The organism is Vibrio sp. vnigr-6D03 (assembly GCF_002835515.1).
Classification (GTDB): Bacteria; Pseudomonadota; Gammaproteobacteria; order Enterobacterales; family Vibrionaceae; genus Vibrio; species Vibrio penaeicida.
Map to the genome: position 1 here is coordinate 85,875 of NZ_PIZL01000041.1, position 23,919 is coordinate 109,793.

At 41.3% G+C, this 23,919-nt stretch carries 19 protein-coding genes and 1 pseudogene; 10 read left to right on the forward strand and 10 right to left on the reverse strand.

Annotation, left to right across the window (positions count from 1 at the left end; translation table 11 throughout):
• The first annotated feature begins 143 nt into the window (after positions 1-143).
• The 5 genes from vxrA to CW749_RS24400 all read left to right on the forward strand — a co-directional run bounded on the left by vxrA (position 144) and on the right by CW749_RS24400 (position 4,487).
• Positions 144-1,589 (forward strand): sensor histidine kinase VxrA, encoded by a 1,446-nt coding sequence (gene vxrA / locus CW749_RS24380; RefSeq protein WP_224055914.1) that lies wholly within the window; start codon positions 144-146, stop codon positions 1,587-1,589.
• On the forward strand, positions 1,564-2,223 hold the full coding sequence (gene vxrB, locus CW749_RS24385) for a response regulator transcription factor VxrB (protein WP_101115062.1): 660 nt from the start codon (positions 1,564-1,566) through the stop codon (positions 2,221-2,223). The genes vxrA and vxrB overlap by 26 nt, the downstream gene beginning before the upstream one ends.
• A complete protein-coding gene (locus tag CW749_RS24390; RefSeq protein ID WP_101115063.1) occupies positions 2,223-3,092 on the forward strand; it encodes a DUF2861 family protein in 870 nt (289 codons plus the stop codon). Before vxrB ends, CW749_RS24390 begins: the two co-directional genes overlap by 1 nt.
• 63 nt (positions 3,093-3,155) lie before the next feature.
• Positions 3,156-4,301, forward strand: coding sequence for a conjugal transfer protein TraF (locus CW749_RS24395; RefSeq protein ID WP_101115064.1), 1,146 nt, complete (start codon positions 3,156-3,158; stop codon positions 4,299-4,301).
• Between the two features lie 42 nt (positions 4,302-4,343).
• Entirely contained in the window at positions 4,344-4,487 is a 144-nt protein-coding gene (locus tag CW749_RS24400; protein ID WP_101115065.1) for a YoaH family protein, read from the forward strand.
• Between the two features lie 451 nt (positions 4,488-4,938).
• Here the strand turns inward: CW749_RS24400 and CW749_RS24405 are convergent, their stop codons facing one another.
• The 4 genes and pseudogenes from CW749_RS24405 to CW749_RS24420 all read right to left on the reverse strand — a co-directional run bounded on the left by CW749_RS24405 (position 4,939) and on the right by CW749_RS24420 (position 7,512).
• Positions 4,939-5,583: a hypothetical protein gene (locus tag CW749_RS24405; protein WP_101115066.1), complete on the reverse strand. Its 645-nt coding sequence runs from the start codon at positions 5,581-5,583 to the stop codon at positions 4,939-4,941.
• A gap of 230 nt (positions 5,584-5,813) precedes the next feature.
• Positions 5,814-6,482 (reverse strand): annotated as a pseudogene (locus tag CW749_RS24410) (ISNCY family transposase); the annotation flags it as partial.
• A 333-nt stretch (positions 6,483-6,815) separates the two neighbouring features.
• Entirely contained in the window at positions 6,816-7,127 is a 312-nt protein-coding gene (yciH, locus tag CW749_RS24415; RefSeq protein WP_101115068.1) for a stress response translation initiation inhibitor YciH, read from the reverse strand.
• Positions 7,128-7,161: 34 nt separating this feature from the next.
• Positions 7,162-7,512: a DUF3319 domain-containing protein gene (locus CW749_RS24420; RefSeq protein ID WP_101115069.1), complete on the reverse strand. Its 351-nt coding sequence runs from the start codon at positions 7,510-7,512 to the stop codon at positions 7,162-7,164.
• Between the two features lie 100 nt (positions 7,513-7,612).
• Here CW749_RS24420 and CW749_RS24425 point away from each other — a divergent pair, with 100 nt between their 5' ends.
• Positions 7,613-8,569 (forward strand): tyrosine-type recombinase/integrase, encoded by a 957-nt coding sequence (locus CW749_RS24425; protein WP_101115070.1) that lies wholly within the window; start codon positions 7,613-7,615, stop codon positions 8,567-8,569.
• Here CW749_RS24425 and CW749_RS24430 read toward each other — a convergent pair.
• Together CW749_RS24430 and CW749_RS24435 are read right to left on the reverse strand one after the other, a co-directional pair.
• Entirely contained in the window at positions 8,566-9,561 is a 996-nt protein-coding gene (locus CW749_RS24430; protein WP_101115071.1) for a D-alanine--D-alanine ligase, read from the reverse strand. The genes CW749_RS24425 and CW749_RS24430 overlap by 4 nt on opposite strands.
• Before the next feature lie 187 nt (positions 9,562-9,748).
• On the reverse strand, positions 9,749-10,342 hold the full coding sequence (locus CW749_RS24435) for an SPOR domain-containing protein (RefSeq protein ID WP_101115072.1): 594 nt from the start codon (positions 10,340-10,342) through the stop codon (positions 9,749-9,751).
• Between the two features lie 619 nt (positions 10,343-10,961).
• On the opposite strand from CW749_RS24435, the gene CW749_RS24445 reads away from it, so the two are divergent.
• A complete protein-coding gene (locus tag CW749_RS24445; protein WP_101115074.1) occupies positions 10,962-13,643 on the forward strand; it encodes a bifunctional acetate--CoA ligase family protein/GNAT family N-acetyltransferase in 2,682 nt (893 codons plus the stop codon).
• Here the strand turns inward: CW749_RS24445 and CW749_RS24450 are convergent.
• On the reverse strand, positions 13,595-14,527 hold the full coding sequence (locus CW749_RS24450) for a LysR family transcriptional regulator (protein WP_101115075.1): 933 nt from the start codon (positions 14,525-14,527) through the stop codon (positions 13,595-13,597). The genes CW749_RS24445 and CW749_RS24450 overlap by 49 nt on opposite strands.
• 287 nt (positions 14,528-14,814) lie before the next feature.
• Here CW749_RS24450 and CW749_RS24455 point away from each other — a divergent pair, with 287 nt between their 5' ends.
• Positions 14,815-16,965 (forward strand): TonB-dependent hemoglobin/transferrin/lactoferrin family receptor, encoded by a 2,151-nt coding sequence (locus CW749_RS24455; RefSeq protein ID WP_101115076.1) that lies wholly within the window; start codon positions 14,815-14,817, stop codon positions 16,963-16,965.
• Between the two features lie 71 nt (positions 16,966-17,036).
• Positions 17,037-17,225, forward strand: coding sequence for a hypothetical protein (locus CW749_RS28130; RefSeq protein WP_145997882.1), 189 nt, complete (start codon positions 17,037-17,039; stop codon positions 17,223-17,225).
• A 178-nt stretch (positions 17,226-17,403) separates the two neighbouring features.
• Here the strand turns inward: CW749_RS28130 and galE are convergent, their stop codons facing one another.
• Entirely contained in the window at positions 17,404-18,417 is a 1,014-nt protein-coding gene (galE, locus tag CW749_RS24460; protein WP_101115077.1) for a UDP-glucose 4-epimerase GalE, read from the reverse strand.
• Positions 18,418-18,660: 243 nt separating this feature from the next.
• On the opposite strand from galE, the gene CW749_RS24465 reads away from it, so the two are divergent.
• A complete protein-coding gene (locus CW749_RS24465) occupies positions 18,661-19,404 on the forward strand; it encodes a 5-oxoprolinase subunit PxpA (RefSeq protein ID WP_101115078.1) in 744 nt (247 codons plus the stop codon).
• Between the two features lie 65 nt (positions 19,405-19,469).
• Here the strand turns inward: CW749_RS24465 and CW749_RS24470 are convergent, their stop codons facing one another.
• Both CW749_RS24470 and CW749_RS24475 read right to left on the reverse strand, forming a co-directional pair.
• Positions 19,470-20,513, reverse strand: a complete 1,044-nt coding sequence (locus tag CW749_RS24470; RefSeq protein WP_101115079.1) for an efflux RND transporter periplasmic adaptor subunit — start codon at positions 20,511-20,513, stop codon at positions 19,470-19,472.
• Positions 20,510-23,821, reverse strand: coding sequence for an efflux RND transporter permease subunit (locus CW749_RS24475; protein WP_237322573.1), 3,312 nt, complete (start codon positions 23,819-23,821; stop codon positions 20,510-20,512). The genes CW749_RS24470 and CW749_RS24475 overlap by 4 nt, the downstream gene beginning before the upstream one ends.
• Positions 23,822-23,919 lie beyond the last annotated feature (98 nt).

Below are 23,919 nucleotides of genomic sequence, written 5' to 3' on the forward strand. Positions count from 1 at the left end.
TGTATGAGCAGTGTAAACTCTTCCAATATAATCATCGCGAATGTCAGCAATTGGTTAATAACGTAGAGCTGCTGTTATAATCACATTCTTATTAGTGTTATATTGCGAACTCACCGATAAATGCCATAGAGAACGAAACAGCTTTGCTAAGAAATATCGTATATTTGACTTTAGGCTGCGTTTTTACATCCGCCGTTTACGCACAAAGCTTGCCAGAGAGAATTGAGGAATTTAAAAGTCAATTTGATACCTCTAAGGCAGTTGATTCCTATGACATGCGTATTATTCAGTCCGATTTCCCCAACAAGCTTCTAACGCCTGAATCGATGCTACCTCAGACGGCGAATTATCCTTTAAAAGATATACAGCGGCTTTACAGCTTATCTGAAACCTGTAAAGGCAAGCTTCCTTTAAGCCCGCTAATTACAGAGCCTCTTGTTTTTACACGTGCTATTTGTAAAGGGACCAAGCTCCCCATTAAATGGTTTGCGCGATCTGGCTTAATTCACCCGGGTGGTGGTACGTATGCAGCACGTTACGCCGTAACCCATCCCGATATGTATGAGCAATTAGAAGACTACATGCACATCGAAGAGAGACCTGAATCTAGTACATCCAGTTTGTTAGGCAAGTTGCAGCGCATGGATTACATCACTATGAAGGCATTGCTCTCAGGTTCTGAAATGTTAATGCATGATAGTGAACTTTGGCTGCGACAAGGTGACCAATATTTAATATTCCCCCAAGATTTGTGGGAAACATTACTGAAACAACAAGAAATAAAGGCAACGCTATACAATGGCAAAGCTAGCTGTTTCGTTAAAAGCGGAAATATATGCTGGGAAGTAGAAAACCATTCTGATTTGCTTTTGCATATCATGATAGGGCTGGCGATATTCAATGTTGTTTTGATTCTTGGTTGGGCTGTTACTCGCTGGAATAGCAAGCGCAAAGAGATGCAAAGTAGGATGTTAGTTTTACAGATTCTGACCCACGAATTGCGAACGCCGATAGCCAGCCTGTCACTAACCGTTGAAGGTTTTAGAAGAGAATTCGAGAACCTTCCTGAAACGGTATACGACGAATTTCGACGATTATGCGAAGACTCTAGGCGATTACGCCAATTGGCTGAGGCAAGTAAGGACTATTTGCAATCGGATAATCAACAACTTTCTAGTGAATGGCTTCCCTCTGTGAAGGAATGGCTAGAGTACAGATTTGAGGAATTGGAACAACCAATACATATCGAGCTAGATAAAGATAGCGCTATAAAGGTGAACATCTACTGGTTAGGCACATGCTTAGACAATTTAGTGAACAATGCCGTCAAATATGGTGTGGCGCCGGTTGGTTTAAGTGTTAAAACAAAAAAGAATTGTGTGATTTTTAAGGTTACCGACCAAGGTAATTTAACTAAGAGAGATTGGAAGACGCTTCGAAAGCCTTTTGTGAGTAAAAGTGGACTGGGGCTAGGTTTGACAATTGTGGAGTCAATGGTTGAACGAATGGGAGGCAAAATGTCTCTTCAAGGCCCGCCAACAACATTTATATTGGAGATACCCTGTGAAACAGACACTGCTTCTGGTTGAAGATGATAAAAACTTAGCGGATGGATTGCTTGTGAGCCTAGAGCAAGCAGGTTATGAATGCCATCACGCGGAAACAATTTCTGAAGTAAGCCCGTTATGGGACAAAGCTGATCTCGTCATTTTAGACAGGCAGTTACCAGATGGTGATTCCGTAACTCATTTGCCAGAATGGAAGAAAATCAAACAAGTTCCTGTGATCTTGCTAACGGCTTTAGTTTCCGTAAAGGACAAAGTTAACGGGCTTGATGCCGGTGCAAATGATTATCTGACAAAGCCTTTTGCGGAAGCTGAACTGTTTGCTCGCATCCGTGCACAGATGAGAGCACCAGATGGAGAAGAATTGGATGAATCTCGTGTTACAACCGAGCATTTGGTCATCGATAAAAACACCCGTGATGTCATCTATAAAGAAGAAAACGTTACCCTAACTCGTACCGAGTTTGATCTTCTGTTATTTTTGGCAACCAATTTAGGACGTGTATTTACCAGAGACGAGCTGCTTGATCACGTTTGGGGATACAACCACTTTCCTACGACTCGAACTGTCGATACACATGTGTTGCAACTTAGACAAAAACTACCAGGCATCGACATTGAAACGTTGCGTGGTGTCGGATATAAGATGAAAAGCTAATGTTCCGCCATTTACTTACGGGGTTAATTTGCATTTTACCGATTACTGCTCACTCGACGAATCAGTGGTTTGAGCAGCAAACCTCGCTAACAAGTGCACACCAAAAACTTCTAGAAGATGATTTAGAGGGAACATTCTCAGCAATAGTTGAAGTATGGCAACAAAATCCGTCGAAATACGTCGCTAATCACTTAGATCAACTATTTCTTAAGTCTATAGAGAGAGATTGTGGTCGCTCCTTGAACGTTGAAGGGCTTCCTGATTGGATTGATGAAGTGGTTATAAGACGTCAGATGATCCAATCTCCAGGTAGAAATAATTCAAGTGTGATCATAGACGTATTAGGAAATAAAGAAATAGAATCGATTGAATTAGATCGCTGGGGCGAACAAAGTGTGTCCAATGAGTCATCCTTTGACAAACTTAGCTCTGAATCCTCTAAGCAAAACATATTTCAAAAACGGTATAGCTTGAATGCTCGTTTAGCTAGCGGGTTATATCTTTTAAAGATAAAGCCGATAAATGAGGAACCTTGGGTTACATGGGCCGTTATGTCGGAGCCGCAAGCTAAGCAAATCGTTAGATGGCAATCCAAGGATAACTGGAAAGTGGAGAAAACAGGTCTTCTGAATAAGCACTGTCCACTTCCTGTGCTAAACATTTCACTATTCGACTTTCTTGAGGGAAAGTATCAAAAGGTATGGTCACAAGAATATGAAAGTGATTACCCCAGCTCAATACCTTTAAGAGATTTGGATCCAGATAGATATGTATTAGCTGTATCAATTACACACCGTCGATGGCAAGGTGCAGTTTCTATTGAAGATCAACAAGTAATTAGTAAAACCTACGATATTTCGGTGGATTAATAATACTAAAGATCTGATAATTTATGCCGATAACGATCAAAAGGACAATGTTACGGTTTGATTATGAAAAAAATCAGTTTATCCACTACTATCGCACTCGCACTCGCTGCAGGTTCTGTTAATGCTGCAAACTATTCTGTTGATGGTCGAGGTGACGCCATGGGAGGAGTAGGGGTTGTATCCGCTGATTTTCTATCGGCACCATTCTATAATCCTTCTCTTGCCGCCTTGTATCGACGAGACGACAACGCTGGTATGATCATCCCTGGTGTAGGCTTAACCTACACAGACAATGGTAAAATGCTGCAAGACATAAAAAGTGCAGCTGACGCAATTGATGCTGGTGACCCAACCGAAATCTTATCTGTTTACGACAAACTCGTTGGCGACGAAATAGCGTTAGATATAGGTCTTACGGCTGCATTTGCTATTCCAAACCAATTCGTATCAATGAACGTGTTTGGCAAAATCTATACTGAATCATACATCACTGCCGATATGGCACCTAGTTCCGTTCCTGATATCGACAAACTCGACCAATCACTGATTAAAGTCATGGGGATTGGCGTTACTGAACTCGGAGTAACATTCGCAAAATATTACACACTGTTTGGACAACATGTTTCAATCGGCGCATCGCCAAAAATTCAAAGAGTGTATTCAGTTGCCAGTCACGCTTCCTTTTCCAATTTCGGATTCGGACGCATCACGGATTCTACAGCTGGTGAAACCGCATTCAACCTAGATTTAGGAGCTGTATGGTTTTACGGACCTTTTAGAATTGGTGCGTCTGCAATGAATATAATGACACGTGACATTGTCACTAATCAAGAGAGTGTAAATGTAGGTGGACGAGTTGTTGAAATAGGTGATACCTATGAAATGAGACCAAATTACACCGTTGGTGCTGGATTAGTCGGCGATTATTATACCTTTAGTGTCGATTACGATTTAGTTAAGCGAGACAAGTTCAAAGGCATGAGCGGCGATGATTCACAGATGCTTAGAGCAGGTATTGAAGTTGATGTAATGAGACAGCTACAACTTCGTGGTGGTTACTATACCAATCTTGCTAAAGAAAACGATGAAGGCACAATCACCGCGGGTATAGGGCTAACTCCTCTGGGTATCATCACTATGGACTTAGGTGCGAGCTATACCAATGCCAATTCAATGGGTGTTTACGTTAATTTCCTTGGCAGTTACTAACTATTTCGTTATCCTCGGCTTCCAATAAAAGGGGAGCCAAACATGTTCCAAGATTTACCTACGTTAACTCATAAAGAGCAACAAGAAGCCGTGGAGAGAATACAGTCTCTTATGGCGCAAGGAATGAGTACAGCAGAAGCAATAAAAATAATTGCAAACGAAATCAGGGAAGAAAAGAAAGGCTAGGGCAACCTAGCTTTTTTTATGTCTATCATCCTCCATACTCCACCTCTTATTCGTTCTATACAAGCACTTTTGAAACTCCATCCGCCAAACTAAGATCATAAATCAAACAATCTAGCTTTCACTCGTCTCAGAAAATTCTGTTACGGGGCTAGGACGTTACAACTTGAGCTCTATAATAAAAATCAACCATATTCACTGGCATAAAAATCTAGCCAATCTATTTAACCATTAAAATACAATGAGTTAAATCTGAAATATATCTCTAGAGTGTCCCGGAACGAATAGGTTTGTAACGTTAGTTTGTAAGCACTTGCTTTGCCGCTTGCTTAAACAAAGCGATGTTAAGCACAGCTTATCCACATTTGGTAATTAAATTACGAGGTGTATTTGAAGCATAAAAAAGGCTCCTTATAAAAGGAGCCTTATCTGAAAAGTTAGTTACTTATTATCGTTATTTAGAAGCGATAACTTTACATTTGGGTAGGGTGTAATGCGTTTTTTTAAGGCATTGTCTCATAGCCATATCTTCAGCTTCAGCTTGGGAATTAACTTCAGTTGCAAAGCCTAGAAGTCCGAGTTGGTTTCCTGCAATGGCAGAATGGCTAGTACTGGAATTGAATTTGTTGAACGTTTCTATGTCTTTGATGCTAGAAACTTCTACAGGGTAGCCTTTGGTATCAATATTCATGGCTGTTTCTTCAAAAGCAGCAATTTCACACTTCTCAGGGTCTGATGATCTTGCCGAACATAGAAGCAATGCCTCTTTTTTTGCAGCTTCGATAGAAAGCTTTCCACTTGCAAAACCAAATGCCATCGCTCGTTTTCCTTTCCAATGTATGGCAAAAGCTTTGTTCGATGGAAGTTCCATATATGCGTTGAACCTTTGCGTAGTCCAAGCGTGAGGATAATATTTGATACTATCTTTTAGAGAGCTAGAAATGTGGGATTGTATTACTGATTGTTTATCATCACTGCTATCTGTTGTAGCGGCACATCCTTGCAAGATAAAAGTTCCAAGAATCAGAACGAAACGACACTTCATAATTATAATATTCTCGTTAATATTGCTTTTAAATAAACCTATTGGTTTGTTCATTTAAGTATGCGATTCCAAATAAAAAATGTATAGGGATATCCACTGTGAGATGTGATACTGATCCGGAAATTTATGGGATACTGAGCCCAAAGCCTGATTTTCGATCAGCTATTTGACAATTAGTCAGTAACTATATGTCTTTGATTCTCAATCATTTGACTTGAAATCTGCCAGAAATTAGTAAACGAACATTAGGTTTGAGAACATAGCTATTTTATGACTCTAGAATTATATTGAGTTTGACCAACTTGCTTGTGCTTCTCTTGATTGACGCGAAAAATAGAGTGCTTATCGCTGTAAAACGCGATCGGTTTACCGTGCTCATTCAGGTGTTTTCGGGTTGCCAGCATGTAATCAAAGGCGGACTCGGTTTCACTGAACTGTAAGTTCATCAAACGTCCAGTCGCATCATCGATAAAGACTAATAGACAGCATTTGTCAGATCGTCCTTGAAACCAGTCGTGGTGAGAGCCATCAATTTGGATCAGTTCACCTAAGCAGTCTCTGCGATAGCGAGGTTGATAAATTCGAGGTTTTCTTTTGGAATGTGGAACCCAAAGAGCATCAGCTATCATCCATTGGCGAAGCGTTTCCAAGGAGATATTAAATCCGTGAACCTCTGTAAGCTTTTCATGTACGAGCGTTGGGCCAAAATCTAGATAGTATTCTGAGATAAGTTTGAGTACGTGGAGCTTGGTGTCATCGCTGATGCGATTGCTCGAAGGTTTACCGCGGTTGCCATGAGCTAGGGATTCAACGCCAAGTTCCTTAAAAGCTTTAAGTATGCGAGACAAGTGTCGGTAGCTTATTCCAAGAATGGATGTGGCATCTCGGCGCTTTAACTTATTGTTTAACACATCTTGGATAATGGAGAAACGTTGCAATTCATGGTCGTTCATCGTAACTAACATCCTAAATACCTCCAAGCAAACATAGGACAGATTCACTTGGAAATATTAGGACATTATCGCTTTGGGCTTACACTCTCAGTGCGCATTATCTATCTTATGTTAAATAAGATGTGAGTCTACGTAAGAACTATGCCTCTTTCTTTGTTCTAGCCCACCAAAAATCGAGTTATTTAACCATAATCCTATTTACCATAAAATAGCTAATAATCATTACTTTAATCAAAGATTAAGACATGATTATTAGCGTTTAGATAATGTGTGCTGTAAGCATAAAAAAAGCCAGGTTAACCTAGCTTTTGGCTATCATAAATGCCTTATATCTTAGCCGCCGGCTAACTTAACCGTAAGACCTTTCTTTTCTAGATGCGCTTTTATTTTATCGCGACTGTCACCTTGAATCTCGATCGTTCCATCTTTTACTGAACCACCACATCCACATACTTTTTTCAGTTCTGCCGCAAGCAGTTTTAAAGGTGCGTCATCCAAATCTAGTCCAGTGACGATACAAACGCCTTTACCTTTCCGTCCTTTGGTTTGGCGCTGGATTCTAACTACGCCATCACCTTTAGGGCGTTGTTCTTTGACTTCTTCAGGCTTAATACGCCCAACTTCCGTTGAATACACAAGAGACATGCTTATTTCTCAATTCTATCGACAAAAAATTATTTTATCCTTTTTTGGCTGCAGCAGCCAAGTGTGCATCAATGTGTTTTTGAATGGCGAGTTTTCCACCCTTAATCAATCTACCATTAAAGAAGCAATACCAAGCGTTAGGTGCACCAGTATCGTTTTTAAGTTGGAAACCATTGTAATTTTCTTCTGTCCCGGCAGCGACTTTCTTGGCTTCCAAAGTTGAAAACTCTTTGGGATCAATCAGAGATGCTGTATCACACCACCAATCAATGCTTTTCTTCACTGAAGCAAGGTTCCCGGAAAGTACTCTGTTTTTTATTTTAACTTGCCATACTTCGCCGTTGGATGACTGCAAAGTAAAGCCGCGGTGCATACTCGTTGCCATATTGCTGAACTCTTAGTTCTTTGTTTCTATTAATAATAATTGTAATCCTTGGATTCGCAAGTAGAATTAGTAACATTATTGCCTGTTATAGTGCGTTAAAATGAAGAAAAACATATCTCCGATCACAGATTCATCAATTAGAGCTGCAAGTGTAAAACAGTTTTCACAACAAATTAATGTTAGTACGTTAGGTGAAATAACAAGTTATCAGTATTCAGCTAATTCATTGAAGTCTATGGTTAATGATTGGAATCATTTTGTTTCATTTTGCGCAGAGAATAGTGTTGCTTCCCTACCCGCTTCTATTGCCGCAGTGAAGCGATTTATAATAAAAGAATCCCCTAAGAAAAAATTTGCCTCAATACGAAGATGTTGCCTAACCATTGGTACGATACATCGAGTTCATTCGTATTCAGACCCAACAAATCATCGTCAGATTAAATTTTTACTAAGTGAATTGCGACTTCAAAAGCATGGTGATTCTAAGAGTGTTCGCGCTTTTACTAGTAAGCATTTGCATGACCTGTACAATCTACTTTCTTCGTCGATTCTAACCAAAGATATACGAGATTTAGCTATTTATTGCGTCATGTTCGAGTGTGCACTAAAACGTTCCGAGCTTAGAAGTATGAAAATGGATAACATCGGTTTTAAAAACGAAATCGCTATTATTCATTTGGGTGACAAGGTATATGAGTTGAGTATCAACTCTTCTCTCGCGCTAAGAAAATGGATAAGTAAGAATGATACTAGTATTCTTTTTTGCCGCATCGATAAGTACGAAAACCTGTATGAATCCACACTAGATGACTCTTCCATCTATCGTATTTTTAGAAGAGGCAGTCAGCTACTCGGATTGTCAGGAGGAGAGAGCTTTTCAGGTCAATCTAGCCGCATAGGCGCTGTCAAAGAGTTGGCATCGCAAGGCTACAAATTGAAAGAAATTCAAGATTTCGGCAGGTGGTTGAGTCCCGCAATGCCTGCTCAGTATTTGGGAAAGCTAGGCACTGCGGATGAAGAAAAGCTGAAGTTTGTAACGATTAAACCTTGGGATTAACGTAGCGAATTGCTAATGGCATCGCTTAAAAAATCTGTAAAACTTATCCCGTAATGCTCAACCATTTTAGGAAACATCGAAATGGGCGTCATTCCAGGGAACGTATTGACTTCATTCAAGTATATTTCGTTATCTTCAGTTAAAAAGAAATCTATTCTAGAAAGGTCTTTAAGCCCCATATGCTCAAATACTTTTCTAGCGTGTGCACGTATTTCTTCTACTTGTTGTGCTGTTAAGTCTTTGGCTTCAACTTCTGTTATGGAATGGCTATCTGCACCGTACTTCTCTTCATACGTATAAAAGCCATTTTCTGGAGCCATTATTTCTCCAGGCTTGGTAATAATTAGTTCGCCTTGATATTCGAATGCAGCGAGCTCTAATTCTCTCGGTTTAACCGCTTTTTCTATCAGTACTTGCTCAGAAAACGAAAAGGCTTTCTCTATCGCATCTTTTAGCTCGGACTCTTTTGTGACCTTGTAACAGCCCACAGATGATCCCTGCCTTGCCGCTTTTACAAATAGCGTTCCCCATCTATTAAACGCATCGATTGATTTTTGATAAGCATTTTCGTTGTTATCGGAAAGGAAAACGTAAGGAGTATTTGGAATATTTAGTGCGTCATACCAAAGCTTGGACGTGATTTTATTAAAACTGTTTGTACTCGCTTCTGGACCACACCCAAGATAAGGGATTTTTGCTAGCTCAAACATAGACTGAACATCACCCGTTTCACCTGGGTATCCATGCAGACACGGAACAATATAGTCGATACGAAATTCGTGATCATCGCCTTTTAGCATTGAATGCGCTATATCTAACTCTGTTTTTGTACCACAGTCTAAACGCCATTCTTCTTTTGTCATTTCAACACGAATGACGTTAAAGCTTTTATTTAGCTCAAGCTGCTGCTGAATAAAATTGGCTGACACCAGAGAAACTTCATGTTCACTGGATCCCCCGCCGCATAGTAAAAGGATATTTTTTTTAGTCATCTTATGGGGTCTTTCCATGAAAAACTGTCTGATATCATTCTAAAGGTTTGCATATCAATATTCAGTAAATTTTAGGTAATTAGCTGTGCAACCGGTCAGCATGTAAGCCTTACTGACCATTATTAATACTTTTTATAAAACTCAAGCACAAAAAAAGGGCTTTCGCCCTCTTCTATATGTATGAAAATTAATTCAACTTATCCATTACTGGGTAGTCAGAGTTCTTTATTGCGTCAATACTCTTAGGGAAGGGTTTCAACTTTTTAAAATCCTCTGGCAAAGTAGCAATTGCCGCTTTGGCTTCTGCCGATGTTGCGTAGTCACCGTACAAAATTGTGTACCAATTGGTTCCATTTACTTGCTTATAGTTGCCCCAAATTGGCTGACCTTTAGGTAGTCTGTTAGCAAACCTTTCAAGCTTACTTTCTCTATCCAAAGCTATTACTTGAATAGTGTATCCATAGCGTGGGTTTGATTTTAGCTGATTATGTGTCGGAGGAAGAATCTTGATCTTCTTTTTTTGAACTTGCGGTTTAGGAGCAAGTTTCACCACTTTCTTTTCTTCTCGGACTGCGACCATTGGCGTTGTTGTTTGAGCAGCCATCTTAGGTGTTTCATTAATCGAAACTTCTTGTATTTGTGCTTGCTGGGTAATTGGAGCTTGGATCGAATCTACTTTGTAATCTTCTGTATAAGATTCGCTGGTCACCCCTTTCTCGTATGTATCCGAGGCACAAGCTGCCAATAGTATCGAAAGACTGATAATTGAAATTTTTTTCATGTGTAATGCTTACGCTAATTTATTCTTTTCAAATCATGCACATTGATTCACGCAGAATCAAGTGCAGTCCCCAGTTAATTGTAACTCAACTCGTGATGATTCCCACAATATTCACTCTAGAGGAATTAGTGTTTAGTTTTTTTGCGAACAACGTGGAACGAACGACACCAAACACTGTTGTAGATCACATACTGAAATCTATCTATACGATAGCTTAAATTGCTTACACTTATATACTCAAACCACCTCAAGGTGCTAGGTTCAGCGAGAATTGCTTGATTTTCAGGCAAGGCACCGATTTGAAGATCTAGTGGTTCTAAATCTAGAATCGGTAACACGGCATGAAAACCAAGCAATCTCGCCCTTGGGAGCTCATCTTCTGTCCCATTTCATCGTCAAAGAACTTGGAAAGGACTCGTCATTCCACTGCGTTCTTTTTCTTGATCTGAAACAGAAGATAAAGCTCTGAATCCTGCACCTTGAGGTGGTTTGAGTATACTACGACAACTCAATGAGTTAGCTTCAGATTTTCGTGTTGAAACCTGAAACCACGGATAGCATCGGTATATACTAGTAAGATGCTTGCCAAATTGTTTTTTATGTATTTTATGGAGCATTGATGAATCGGTTAAATAAGCTTCTCAGTCCAACATCTGTCGCGGTTATAGGTGCTTCACAGTCACCAACGCGGGCAGGCTACATCGTAATGAACAATTTGCTCCAAGGGGGATTTCAGGGAGCAATTATGCCAGTGTCCCCAAAATACAAATCTGTATGTGGCGTGTTAGCCTACCCGACTGTCGAATCTCTACCAATCATTCCTGACCTAGCAATTTTGTGCACACATGCATCCCGAAACGTAGAACTGTTTGAACAAATAGCACGAAAAGGTGTTGGCGCAGTGGTCATTCTTTCGTCTGATATGCACAGTCTCGATCAAAATGGTGACTCTTATGAAAAGAAATGTATTGAGTTAGCTAGACGTTACAACGTAAGAATTCTCGGGCCTAATAGCCTGGGGTTAATTCTACCTTGGCACCGTTTCAATGCTTCTTTTTCTCCTGTTACAGCCCTTCCGGGGAAAATTGCTTTTATTTCTCAATCCGCCGCTGTTTGCACCACGGTTTTGGACTGGGCAAATGATAAGCAGATTGGGTTTTCTGCATTTATCTCAATTGGTAATGGTTCGGATGTCGATTTCGATGAACTTCTCGACACACTTTGTACAGACAGTAAAACCGAAGCAATATTGCTGTACATAGACAGCATTAAAGACGCCAGACGTTTTATGTCTGCAGCTCGTGCAGCAAGCCGTAATCGCCGTATACTTGTTTTAAAAGGCGGACGCTCGATTGCAGGGCAAAAAGCTGCAACATTACATACAGGCAGCATTCCCAGTTTGGATGTTATCTATGATGCAGCGATACAGCGTTCTGGAATGCTGAGAGTAAAAAACACCCACGAACTGTTCGCAGCAGTAGAAACACTGACTCATTCTGTTCCCCTCCGAGGTGAGCGCCTAGCCATTGTTACAAATGGAGGTGGTCCCGCGATTATGGCTATCGATACCCTAATGGATAAAGGTGGTAAGTTAGCTGAATTGAGTGATGATACAACCAACAAACTCTCTACTCTGCTGCCCGCGAGTTGGTCTGGCTGTAACCCTATTGATATGATTGGTGACGCCAATAGCCAAAGATACGTTGATACAATTGGTACGTTAATGGATGGCGATGAATTCGATGCGTTGTTGATAATGCATAGTCCATCTGCTGTTGCGCATTCAACCGAGACAGCGCAAGCGATTATCGATTGCGTCAAAAAACACCCCAACGCTAGGCGTTTTAACATTCTAACGAATTGGTGTGGCGAACAAAGCACAAAAGATGCACGTCAACTTTTTACACAAGCCGGAATTCCAACTTATAGAACACCAGAAAGTGCCGTTACCGCATTCATGCACTTGGTAGAATACAGGCGTAATCAAAAACAATTAATGGAAACACCTGCTTCAGCAGGGCAAATTGAGCACAATGATGTAGATCTTGCGAGGGACTGGATAAATAACCAGTTATCTGAGGGAAACACACATTTGGATACCCACCAAATAGATTTCTTACTAAAACAATACAAATTCAATGCCTTACCAACTTGGCTCGCAAGCGACCCATCCGAAGCAGTACATATTGCAGAGAATATCGGCTATCCCGTTGCTGTTAAACTCCGCTCACCCGACATCGCTCACAAGTCTGATGTTCAGGGGGTTATGCTTAATTTAAGAAACAGCGTCGAGGTTGCTTCGGCAGCGCAATCTATTCTGGATAGGGTTTCTCTTACTTACCCTAGTGCCCGTATACAGGGCTTATTGGTACAAGGCATGGCCAACCGGGCTGGCGCTCAAGAAATCAGAATCAAAGTCAAATCAGACCCAACCTTTGGTCCTGCCATACTGTTGGGTGAAGGCGGTTCTGAATGGAATGAAGCGATGGATGCCACAGCTGCAATTCCACCTTTGAATATGACACTTGCTCGCTATCTTATCGTTCGAGCAATTAAAAGAAACAAGCTCAGAGTTCAACAACTCCCAAACCCGATGAGTGTTGATGGGCTTAGTGAATTCCTTGTGCGTATTTCGCAAATGGTAATAGATTGCCCTCAAATCAAAGAGCTGGATATACACCCAGTACTCGCTAACGGTGAAGATTTTACAATCTTGGATGCGGATTTGACTATCGAAGAGTTCGAAGGCGATTCTCACCAACGTCTTGCCATTCGCCCTTATCCAATCGAACACGAAGAACATGTAGTGTTAAAAGATAACAGCAATGTTTTGCTGCGCCCTATCCTACCTGAAGACGAGCCCGATCACGCTGAGTTTATCTCAAACGTCTCGAAAGACGATCTCTACAAGCGATTCTTCAGTGATGTCGGTGAGTTTAATCACGAGGCATTAGCTAACTTCACTCAGATAGACTTTGATAGAGAAATGGCATTTGTTGCTCAACAATACCATGAAGGCAAGAAACGAATCATTGGCGTAGCAAGAGTACTCTCTGACCCAGAAAACTTCGATGCTGAATTCGCTATCTTAGTGCGATCTGATCTCAAAGGGTGTGGGCTTGGGCGAGTATTAATGGATAAGCTGATAAGATATTGTAAAGAGAGGGGAACCAAACAGATGTCCGGTATGACCATGCCGACGAATCGTGGCATGATCATGCTAGCTCAGAAAATGGGGTTTGAATTGGACATTCAGTTTGAAGACGGCATTGCCGATATGAGGCTTCCTTTAAACGAGTAGTCCACTTTCCAGTTTTTCTTAATGTATTGAATACACCAAGATTTACTTTTACCCATTTTATTTCTTCGCCAAGCAAGTACAATTTCAACAGGGGCGTCTTCCGTCCCTTCTATTTTTCTTAGAAGCTTCTTGTCGATCATCTCTTTCGCTATATGGGTTGGAATGGTTCCAATCCCGAGCCCAGCAGTCAACGCTTCCACTTTTGCGTGGAAACTTGTTACCGTTAATCTTGGTTGTTCATCCAAAATATTTCGGCTCAGCGCCGGTGCTTCTCTTGCAGTATCTGCGATCACAATTGCGCGATAATGGCTGCGCGAATCGTTATCAAACTCGCCTTTTCTCTGATGTATATAGTGATCGTAAGCCGCGACCCAAGTCATCGACATCTCGCCAATTGGCTCTGCTTTCACATCTTGTGGGTATGTATCCGGTTTCGGGCATATAAGAAGATCCGCGCGATCGTAAGCAAGCGATTCCCAACACCCAGCTAAGATTTCTTCTTGCAGCTTAATGCGTGTTTTACTGACCGCTCCCAAGTGCTCAACCAACGGGAAAAATGTATTTACAGGAACAATACCATCGTGAGCGATTGTCAAATCCAATTCCCAACCGTGTGCAAGTACGTTTGCATCCGACACCATATCTTCTGCTGCACTTAATAACATTCTTCCACGTTCCAGTAGTAGTTTTCCGGCATGTGTGAACGTTGCTTTGTGTCCAGACCGATCAAAAATAACGAGATCAAGATCTTGTTCCAATTTTTGAATCTGATAACTAAGGGAAGATGGCGCTCGGTTAAGCTCATTTGCGGCGGCGGCAAAGCTACCTCTGCGGTCAATGGCATCAAGAATATGTAAGGCTTCTAGGGTAATTGGGCTGTTCAAGAATAGCTCTCTGTTTGAAGGTAATCCTATTTACAATACGACAGCTTACTTTTCATTGTCTTAGTGCATTAGATAAGCGTGATTAAGATCACGAATACTGAAAATTTACGCTTTCTTACACTTCAAATACCGAACTTTATACTGAAATTAAAACAAAGAGTTAGCTTATTTGCATATTTCCTCTATTAGTTGTTTTTGCAATTTAATGATAATTGTAATGATAGTCATTATCATTATGATCATTTACAATCCTCGCACCATTTAAAGCGATTCATGGAAAAACAAAAATGTCGCCACCTAACTTTAAGAAGCCTTTGCTCACGGCTTCAATCTTAATTGCCCTTTCTACGCCTACTTTGGCAAACGAGCAAGTTGACGAAACTGTTGTAGTAACGGCTACAAAAACCAACCAAGCCCTTGAAGATGTGGCAGCATCAGTGACAGTAATTACTGATGCTGAGATTGAATCAAATATGTCCAACAATATCGCTGATGTATTTGACTACACACCAGGCGTTACCATTGAAAATGCTGGTCGCCAAGGTATTCAAGGTATCAATATCCGCGGTCTTTCGGGCAACCGTGTTCAGATTGTTGTTGATGGCGTAGTTCAGCCAGACCAGTACGATCCAGGGGGACCTTCAGGTTTCGTTCGTTCAGGACGATTAAACTTTGACCCTGAATTGATTAAATCCGTTGAAGTTGTTAAAGGTTCTGCATCTAGCCTTTATGGTAGTGATGCTATTGGTGGTATTGCAGCCTTTACGACTAAATCTGCGTCTGATTTCTTGGCGCCATCTGGCGATGGCTTTGGTGGTTATGTAAAACTCGGTTACTACTCTGCAGATAAGACATTAAGTGAATCTGTTGCGTTAGCAAATCGCTCCGGGCAACTTGAGACCCTAGTGGCTTACACGCGTAAAGATGGCAAGCAAGTAGACAACTTTGGTAAGCCAGATGATCAAGGCTATGCCACAGATAACCTGCTAGTAAAGCTTGGCTATGAAGTGAATAATGCTCATACACTAGAATTGCGTGGAACCTATGTTAAAGGCGATACCAAGACTCAATTGCAAAGCACGCGTTACAAAAATTTTAACTCACAAGACGTTTCTGACTCTAAAAGTCTCGGAGTAAAGCATACTTGGAATGCTAATATAGGTGCTTTTGACAATCTTACATGGCAAGCAGACTGGTTGAGTCAGACAGAAAATGCAGATACTCATCGTGAATATTTGTCTGATGGAAACGCGCAACATAAAGACTATATCTATCGTGAGAAAGGGTTCCAAGGCTATATTCAGGCGGATAAATTTGTCTCTGGTGATAGCATTGACCATTTCTTAGTTTATGGATTGTCTTTCAAGAACAAAGATATACACAATGTAAACGAAGAAAAAAATAGCAGTCGTCCAGATAAAGTCATTTATTACATGCCAAATGCTTCTGAAACTCGATTTGGTGCATTCGTTCAAAATGACATGGCTATGCTGGATGGAAAGCTTCGCCTAACCCCAGGTGTTCGTTTTGATTCTTTCAAAACCAATCCACAAGGGAATGTGCCGTCTAACTCAGCGGGCTACACACCAGATAGCTATGACAAATACAGTAATTCCGCTGTCACAGGTCGAATTGGAGCTGTATACGAAGTAGTAGACAATCACAAATTGTTTGCTCAGGTGAGTCAGGGTTTCCGTGCTCCTAACTTCCAAGAACTTTTCTACTCGTTCTCTAACCTAACCCACGGTTACATGAACAAACCAAACCCAGACCTTAAAGCAGAAGATAGCATCTCATACGAACTTGGTTTCCGTTCGAACTTTGAACATTCTGACTTGGAGTTCAGCGTTTTCTACAATGATTACGAAAACTTTATTGAGCATAAAGAAGTTCAAAAAGGCAATCGCGCAACAAGAACACCAAGAATCTTGCAATACGTTAATGTTACAGACGCGACAATCAAAGGTGCAGAAATCGCGAGCAAGCAAGATTTATCTGGTCTTGTTGGATTGCCAGAAGGTTTCTCATCGGGTATTGCTGCCGCTTACACAGAAGGTAAGTCTGGAGAAGGTGATCCGCTAAACTCTGTAAGCCCATGGCAGGCAGTTGCAAAGCTTAGCTATGATGCGCCTACATCTGTCTGGGGTACATCGCTAAAAGTTGTCTATACAGCAAATAAAAAAGCTAAAGACATTACACCTGCGGTTGATTCAAGATCCGGTAAAACACTACAAGTCTTTGAAATGCCTTCAGCTACGCTTGTAGACATAACAGCATACTACAAGCCAATTAAAGACCTGACTTTACGAGCTGGTGTATTCAACGTAGGAAATAAAGAATACTACCGTTGGAATGATGTTCGTTCCCTTACCGAAGCGGATTTGGACTTCACTCAACCAGAACGTAACTTTGCGATTACAGCAAAATACGATTTCTAAATTAAGAATATGATGTAAAAGAAAAGACCGAGAAATCGGTCTTTTTTGCGTTTATGAGATCGGATTAATAAGTGACTAGTCAGAAAACAAAAAATCCAGCAAAGGCTGGATTTTTACAAGTTCGAAAATTTCTAAAAAGTAATCAAAAAGTGACTGAAATATTTCGAGATTATTTGTTTTCTGCCATCTCTTTCTTGACCATTACAGCAGCTGCAACGATAAAAGTGATGATAAGCGCTAGCTCCATCGGTGTCCCCTGAAAATTGAATTACAGAATTGTTGCCTACTGGGTTAAGAAAATGTTTTTTAACGCTCAAAATTAAGCAACGCGGGTATTCTAACAGGTTATGGATTGAGCGAAAGCCCTTAACGAGATTTTTACGAAAAATATCGATTCAGATCAAAAAAGGAGCGAAATCGCTCCTTTTGTTAAATTTGTTAGTCAGAATACCCTTCTGGATTTTGTGACTGCCAACGCCACGTATCTTCAGTCATTAAATCTAAAGAACGCTCGGCTTTCCAGCCAAGTTCGTCAATGGCTTTCTTCGGGTCAGCCCAACATTCTGCTATATCACCCGGTCTACGGTCGACCAATTTATAAGGGATTTCTTTACCGCTGGCTTTTTCAAAAGCTTTCACCATATCTATTACACTGTACCCGTTACCTGTACCTAAGTTATAGATATGTAGCCCGTTTTTATTACCAACGGTATTCAATGCGGCAAGGTGCCCTTCAGCCAAATCCATTACATGAATGTAGTCACGTACGCCAGTTCCGTCTTTTGTTGGGTAATCACTGCCAAAAACGGATAAAAACTCTCGGCGCCCTACTGCAACTTGAGAAACAAAAGGCATCAAATTGTTAGGGATACCTTGTGGGTCTTCACCGAGATCACCAGTCGGATGTGAACCAACGGGATTGAAGTATCGCAACAGTGTAATGCTCCAATCTGGGTTTGCCTTTTGAAAATCGGTTAGGCACTCCTCTACCATGAGCTTACTCCGACCATATGGGTTGGTCGCACTGGTTGGGAAGTCCTCTGTAATCGGAACAGATGCTGGGTCACCATAGACAGTAGCAGAAGAACTGAATACCAATGTTTTCACGTTCGCTTCGCGCATAGCTTCAACAAGAACTAGAGTTCCATGAACGTTGTTATCATAGTATTCCAAGGGCTTTTCAACAGATTCACCAACTGCTTTAAGCCCCGCAAAATGAATACACGCTTCAAGATCATGTGCTTTCATGGTTTCGACTAATAATGCTTTGTTTCGGATATCACCTTCTACAAACACAGGTCTAGTCCCAGAAACTTTTTCAATCCTATCTAATACACTGGATTTACTGTTGTACAAGTTGTCTAGAATAACTGGTGTCATTCCAGCTTCTATCATTTGAATGCAAGTGTGGCTGCCGATATAGCCCATGCCACCAGTAACAAGTACTTTCATCATTATTCCTAAATGGTGAGATTGACGTAATTCTACTTTCGATAGACTCGGATTAGTAGTCTCAAAATTCAAAGTAACTGGATTTTATAGAAAAATCTTCCGAGTTTTTTTAATTTTGTTCGTTAAAGTGATACTGACGCTTACACCCAAGTAGCATTAGAAAATGTCCAACAGCCCCTAATGACTTCTCAACTCACTTAAACCCCATTATTCTTATATTTAAAAATAGGAGATATACACGACATGACCAAGGAAAGGTTAAAACTGAATTGCGACATGGGTGAAAGCTTTGGATCATGGAGTAAAGGACTTGATGAAGACGTCATGCCATGGGTCGATATGGCGAACATCGCTTGTGGGTTTCACGCTTCAGACCCAGATGTTATGTCTAAAACACTGAAACTCGCAAGGAGCCATTCGGTAAAAGTTGGTGCTCATCCGGGTTATCACGATCTTATTGGATTCGGGCGTCGCACCATTCCAATGACGCAAGATCAAATAGTACACTCTATCGTGTACCAAGTGGGAGCGTTAAAATCGCTAGCATCACTCAATGACGTTCACCTTGACTACATAAAACCTCACGGTGCTTTGTATAACGACATGATGCATAATGAAAGTGTGTTCATTGGTGTTTTAGCTGCCGCTGAAAATTTTTCCCTTCCAGTAATGATTCTAGCGTCAAGCGACAACACTCGATATCTAGATTTAGCGGATCAATTTAATGTACCGCTGCTATTTGAAGCTTTTGCAGATAGGGCATATCAAGATAACGGACTTTTAGTACCTAGAAGCAAACCAAACGCCGTTCATCATAAGGAAGAAGATATTTTATATCAGGTTATGCAACTTGCAAAGTACGGAAGTATCACTAGCGAAAATGGTAACGCTATTCAAATTGAAGCAGATACGGTTTGTGTGCATGGTGACAATCCAGAATCTATTGCCATGGTTCAGCGTATCGCGCAGGGTTTACAATCCTTATAAGATCGATATAGAAAAAGCGAGGATCACCGGAAGCCAATGAACCTCGCATGATGGAGATAGAGGTGTTATAGCCCCAATGGGTTTATGACTACCGAATCCCCTTCTTTCAGCCCTTTTCTCACTTGCGTTCCTTGCCCAAGTTGTACCAATTGGGTCTTCAATTTACCTTCTTCATATACTTTTACGTAATCAAGTTGACCAACTTGATATAGAGCATTTTCTGGAACACTTAGAACACGGGTTTTGTGGCTAAATACGAACACCTTTCCATAAACACCAGGATATATCGATGGGTTATTTGATAGCGCAAGCTTCACTACAAAGCTCCGTGAAGATTGGTCAGCGGAAGGTGATATTTCGACTACATTAGCTTTACCTTCATAATGTGATGTGGGCAATTCAAGTTGGAGTTCAGTACCAAGCTTTACTCTACTTATCAGAGATTCAGAAACATTCACTTCCAACTGTAATGATTGGGGGTTATATAGAGTCATAAGAGGTGCCCCGATTATTGCGGTATCACCAACCCCGACGGCTTTAGTGGTTATGACACCGTCAAAAGGTGCTCTAATAACACTATAATCAAATGTGGTTTGTGCTTCTTTTAACGCCGCTTGGCTCTGCTTAAACGAAGCTTTGGCAGACTCTAGTTGTGATTCTACGCGGTCAAATTCTGACTGAGGCAATAGCTTCTTCTTCACTAACTCCGATACCCGCTTATACTCCTTAGAGGCTGCATTCATTGAAGCTTGAGCGGAAGACAAACGTTGCTCTGATTGCTTTACTCTTGCGTCCAAATCATCGCTTTCAAGACGTATCAATATCTCGCCCTTAGTTACAACGTCACCAACATCACTTGTTAGTTCAAGCACTTTGGCGGTAACTCTGGCTGAAAGCTGCGCTTGCTGGTCGGCAATCACTGTGCCAGTAAATTCGCGTAATTGAGGCTCTTCAGTATACTTCACCACAACGGTATTTAAGTCAGTGGTAACCTCATTTTGTACTGGTTTCACAGTGACTTTTTCGGTAAATCCACCAGCCATATAAATAAACAAAACGACGAGTATCGCAAACAAACCCGCTCCAAGTAGAAGTTTTGACGATCTCATATCTCTTCTCCGTTATTAATTGGCAAACCATGCCCTTTTACATTTGAATACGCTAGGTGATACACGACTGGGATAACCAGTAACGTAAAGACTGTGGAAGCGGTTATTCCGAATATGACTGCCCATGCGAGACCGTTGAAAATAGGATCCAGCGTTATCACTACATTACCCAATAGTGTTGTACCAGCAGTAAGTAGTATCGGTCGAAGCCTGACGGCACCGGACTCAATCAAAGATTGTTTAAGTTCTTTACCTTGAGCCAAGGATTGCTGAATGAATTCGATAAGAACGAGTGAATTTCGCACCACAATACCCGCTAACGCGATCATTCCGATCATTGCAGTTGCAGTAAACAGAGCAGGATCTGGGTAACCATTGATATCGTCACTCATTGCGTTAAGGAACCAAAATCCTGGCATAATGCCTATCACTGTAAGGGGTATAGCAAGCATGATTATCCCAGAGACAGCTGGTAGCCCCGTTTGAATCAGCATAATGATGAAAACACCTAATAAAGCGGCACCATAGGCAATCCCCAAATCTCGGAATACGTCGACGGTGATTTTCCACTCTCCTTCGCCGCTCCATACCACATTGGTCCCTTCACTTACTGACCACCCCTGATGACCACCGTTCGAAAGATAATGCCTCTCGGACAATTCACGTGATTTCTCAGACGGCTCCCTACCTTCATCGGAAATGACATCAGCGATAATTTCACCTGGCACTCTTCCCGCGGCTTCAGCGTAGACATAAACGACTGGCTTTAAGTTTTTATGGTAGATCGGCTGATCTTTCGATCTTTTCTCAAAATTCCCTAACTCTGAAAGTTGAACGAGGGGCTGTGGTGAATCTTCAAGGCTGCCATTCACGTTTTGTTTACTGATCCCTGCTTGGCCTCGGACATATAATGAAAGTAAGTTATTAAGGCTATCTCGCTGGGATTCAGGTAACCGTATAACCACAGTAAGTGGTTCGATTTCTCGCTCCATTTTAAGATTGGCTAAGGAAAGTCCCTGATTAGCTGCAACAATAGTTTGGTTGATATCACTAACTGAGATGCCCGAAAGCGCCGCTTTTTCCCTATCAACAACAAATTGCCAGATCTCTATTTTCCCTTGAATACTGGTATCGACTTCTGAAACAAACGGTTCTTGTTTCAAACGAGCCGCTACTTTCTGAGCTTCGCTTTGCAACCTTTCATATGAAGTTGTCTCTTCTCCATATACTTCTGCTGTTAGTGTGGCAATAACTGGCGGACCTGGCGGAACTTCAACCAGTTGGATTGAAGCGTCGAATCGATCAGCAATGGCTTCCATGTCTGCCCTAACTCGCGTAACAATTTGGTGCGACTGCTGACTGCGGTTATCTTTATCGACTAAGACAATTCTGAGTTCGCCTTGGTACGGCATCTCTCTCATAAAATAGTGCCTAACCATGCCATTAAAATCCATGGGTGACGCTAACCCAGCGAAACCAGAAACCAATTTCACCTCCGGTTGCTGAATCAAGTAATCAGAGAATTCACGCAGTGCATTTGATGTGCTCACAAAGCTCGTCGATTCAGGCATGTTTACAATCAGTTGGAATTCATTTTTATTGTCGTAGGGTAGAAGCTTTAGCGGAACGAGACGCAAGGCGGGTAATAACGCAGCGCCAATAAACAGGGTTGCAACCAAGCCTAAAAACATCCAACTGTTCTTTTTAGATGACAATATAGGTGTCAGCAATTTGTTATAACCGCGATAAAGCAATGTAGTTTCTAATTGATACCCCCCTTTTTGTTCTGCCGTTCTTAGAATCTTTCTTGCAAGCCAAGGCGTAATCATGAAGGCAACAATGGTGCTGAATATCACTGAAACAGGCACGTTAAAGGCAAGCGGTGCCATATAAGGCCCCATCATTCCTGTAATGAAAAACATAGGGGTGAACACAATGACAATAGCCACTGTCGACATAAGAAGCGCTGAACGTATTTCCCCCATCGCCAATACAATCGCTTTGGTACGCGATAGATCTTTACGTTTCAGATACCTTTCTATGTTGTCTATACTGGCGATTGGGTCGTCAACAATAAGACCGAGTGCTAAGATTAATGCAAAAAGTGTGACTCGGTTTATTGAGTAACCAAACGCTAAATCCATTCCTAACGCCGCACCATAACTTATCGGTATGGCTATACCTACGACTAGTGCACTTCGCCAATTTAAAAATAATCCAACAAATACGACGACCGTAATAATTGAGATTCCAAGACTTGAAACTAGGTCACCAACTTTGTCATTTGCCGTTTCCCCATAATTTCTAATGATGTCAATTTGGACGGCTTCAGGGAATTGCGTCGACTTGAGTAAATTCAACTCCTCAATAATCTCATTAGCCACACTTACAGCATTGGAACCATTTTGCTTAGCGACGGAAATAAACACGGCAGGATAGAAAGTGTCGTCGGTAGTCCCATATTGAATCCACGTATCGGTAGTGGGTTCTTCTGGTCCGTCATTGATGATGGCAACGTCTCTCAAATAGACGGGTTTTCCGTCAATCACGTTAACAACTAAGCTGCCTAGTTCATCAGCACTGCTAAAGAACTGCCCCGATTCAAGATAGTAAACCTCCCCAAGTTGATGGAAAGTACCCGCGCTTTGTTTAGCATGACTTAAACGAAAAGCACTCTGTAAATCATCAATAGTGGTTTTTCGACTTGCCATTGCTGAAGCATCTAATTTGACCTCAACAACTCTCGACTGACCTCCGGTTACTTTAACAATGTTGGTATCATCTAAAGACTTCAGCCTTTGTGTAGCCTGAGTTGCAATACGTTTTAACTCGAATGTTCCTAGCTGATCGTGATCAGTGGAATACAGAGCCGCGACCACTATGGGCACATCATCTATCTCTACAGGTTTTACCACCCAGCTCGCGACCGATGATGGGACAATATCTTGGTTTGAATAGAGTTTGTTATAAAGCTTTACCAAGGCGTTTTCTCGATTCTCACCCACGTAAAAACGAACAATCACTTGTGCTTTGTTTTCCATGGATGTCGAGTAAACGTATTCCACGCCATCGATTTGGCTAAGTAACTTCTCTAAAGGTTCTGTTACTTGCTTTTCAACTTGTTTAGCACTTAACCCAGGCGCATCAATCAAAACGTCTGCCATTGGCACAACGATTTGTGGATCTTCCTCTTTCGGTGTCAGCCATAGAGCCACACCGCCAATAATTAGTGCAAAAATGATGAGTATCGGAGGAAAATAACTGTTCATTACAGAATGAACAAACCCTTTATTGGAAGCAGACCTCATTACCAGTTCCTTTTTATACACGTCATAAAACCCGCGCTAGGCGCGTAAATGTTTAGGGTCTGTAAACCCAAGTTTCAGTGAAAATTTATCTAGATACG

What these genes read in the sequence shown, in the direction of transcription:
- CW749_RS24390 (WP_101115063.1), top strand. Translation starts at nt 2,223, where the DNA reads ATGTTCCGCCATTTACTTACGGGGTTAATTTGCATTTTACCGATTACT.
- CW749_RS24395 (WP_101115064.1), top strand. Translation starts at nt 3,156, where the DNA reads ATGAAAAAAATCAGTTTATCCACTACTATCGCACTCGCACTCGCTGCA.
- CW749_RS24400 (WP_101115065.1), top strand. Translation starts at nt 4,344, where the DNA reads ATGTTCCAAGATTTACCTACGTTAACTCATAAAGAGCAACAAGAAGCC.
- CW749_RS24405 (WP_101115066.1), bottom strand. Translation starts at nt 5,583, where the DNA reads ATGAACAAACCAATAGGTTTATTTAAAAGCAATATTAACGAGAATATT.
- yciH (WP_101115068.1), bottom strand. Translation starts at nt 7,127, where the DNA reads ATGTCTCTTGTGTATTCAACGGAAGTTGGGCGTATTAAGCCTGAAGAA.
- CW749_RS24420 (WP_101115069.1), bottom strand. Translation starts at nt 7,512, where the DNA reads ATGGCAACGAGTATGCACCGCGGCTTTACTTTGCAGTCATCCAACGGC.
- CW749_RS24425 (WP_101115070.1), top strand. Translation starts at nt 7,613, where the DNA reads ATGAAGAAAAACATATCTCCGATCACAGATTCATCAATTAGAGCTGCA.
- CW749_RS24430 (WP_101115071.1), bottom strand. Translation starts at nt 9,561, where the DNA reads ATGACTAAAAAAAATATCCTTTTACTATGCGGCGGGGGATCCAGTGAA.
- CW749_RS24435 (WP_101115072.1), bottom strand. Translation starts at nt 10,342, where the DNA reads ATGAAAAAAATTTCAATTATCAGTCTTTCGATACTATTGGCAGCTTGT.
- CW749_RS24445 (WP_101115074.1), top strand. Translation starts at nt 10,962, where the DNA reads ATGAATCGGTTAAATAAGCTTCTCAGTCCAACATCTGTCGCGGTTATA.
- CW749_RS24455 (WP_101115076.1), top strand. Translation starts at nt 14,815, where the DNA reads ATGTCGCCACCTAACTTTAAGAAGCCTTTGCTCACGGCTTCAATCTTA.
- galE (WP_101115077.1), bottom strand. Translation starts at nt 18,417, where the DNA reads ATGAAAGTACTTGTTACTGGTGGCATGGGCTATATCGGCAGCCACACT.
- CW749_RS24465 (WP_101115078.1), top strand. Translation starts at nt 18,661, where the DNA reads ATGACCAAGGAAAGGTTAAAACTGAATTGCGACATGGGTGAAAGCTTT.
- CW749_RS24470 (WP_101115079.1), bottom strand. Translation starts at nt 20,513, where the DNA reads ATGAGATCGTCAAAACTTCTACTTGGAGCGGGTTTGTTTGCGATACTC.
- CW749_RS24475 (WP_237322573.1), bottom strand. Translation starts at nt 23,821, where the DNA reads ATGAGGTCTGCTTCCAATAAAGGGTTTGTTCATTCTGTAATGAACAGT.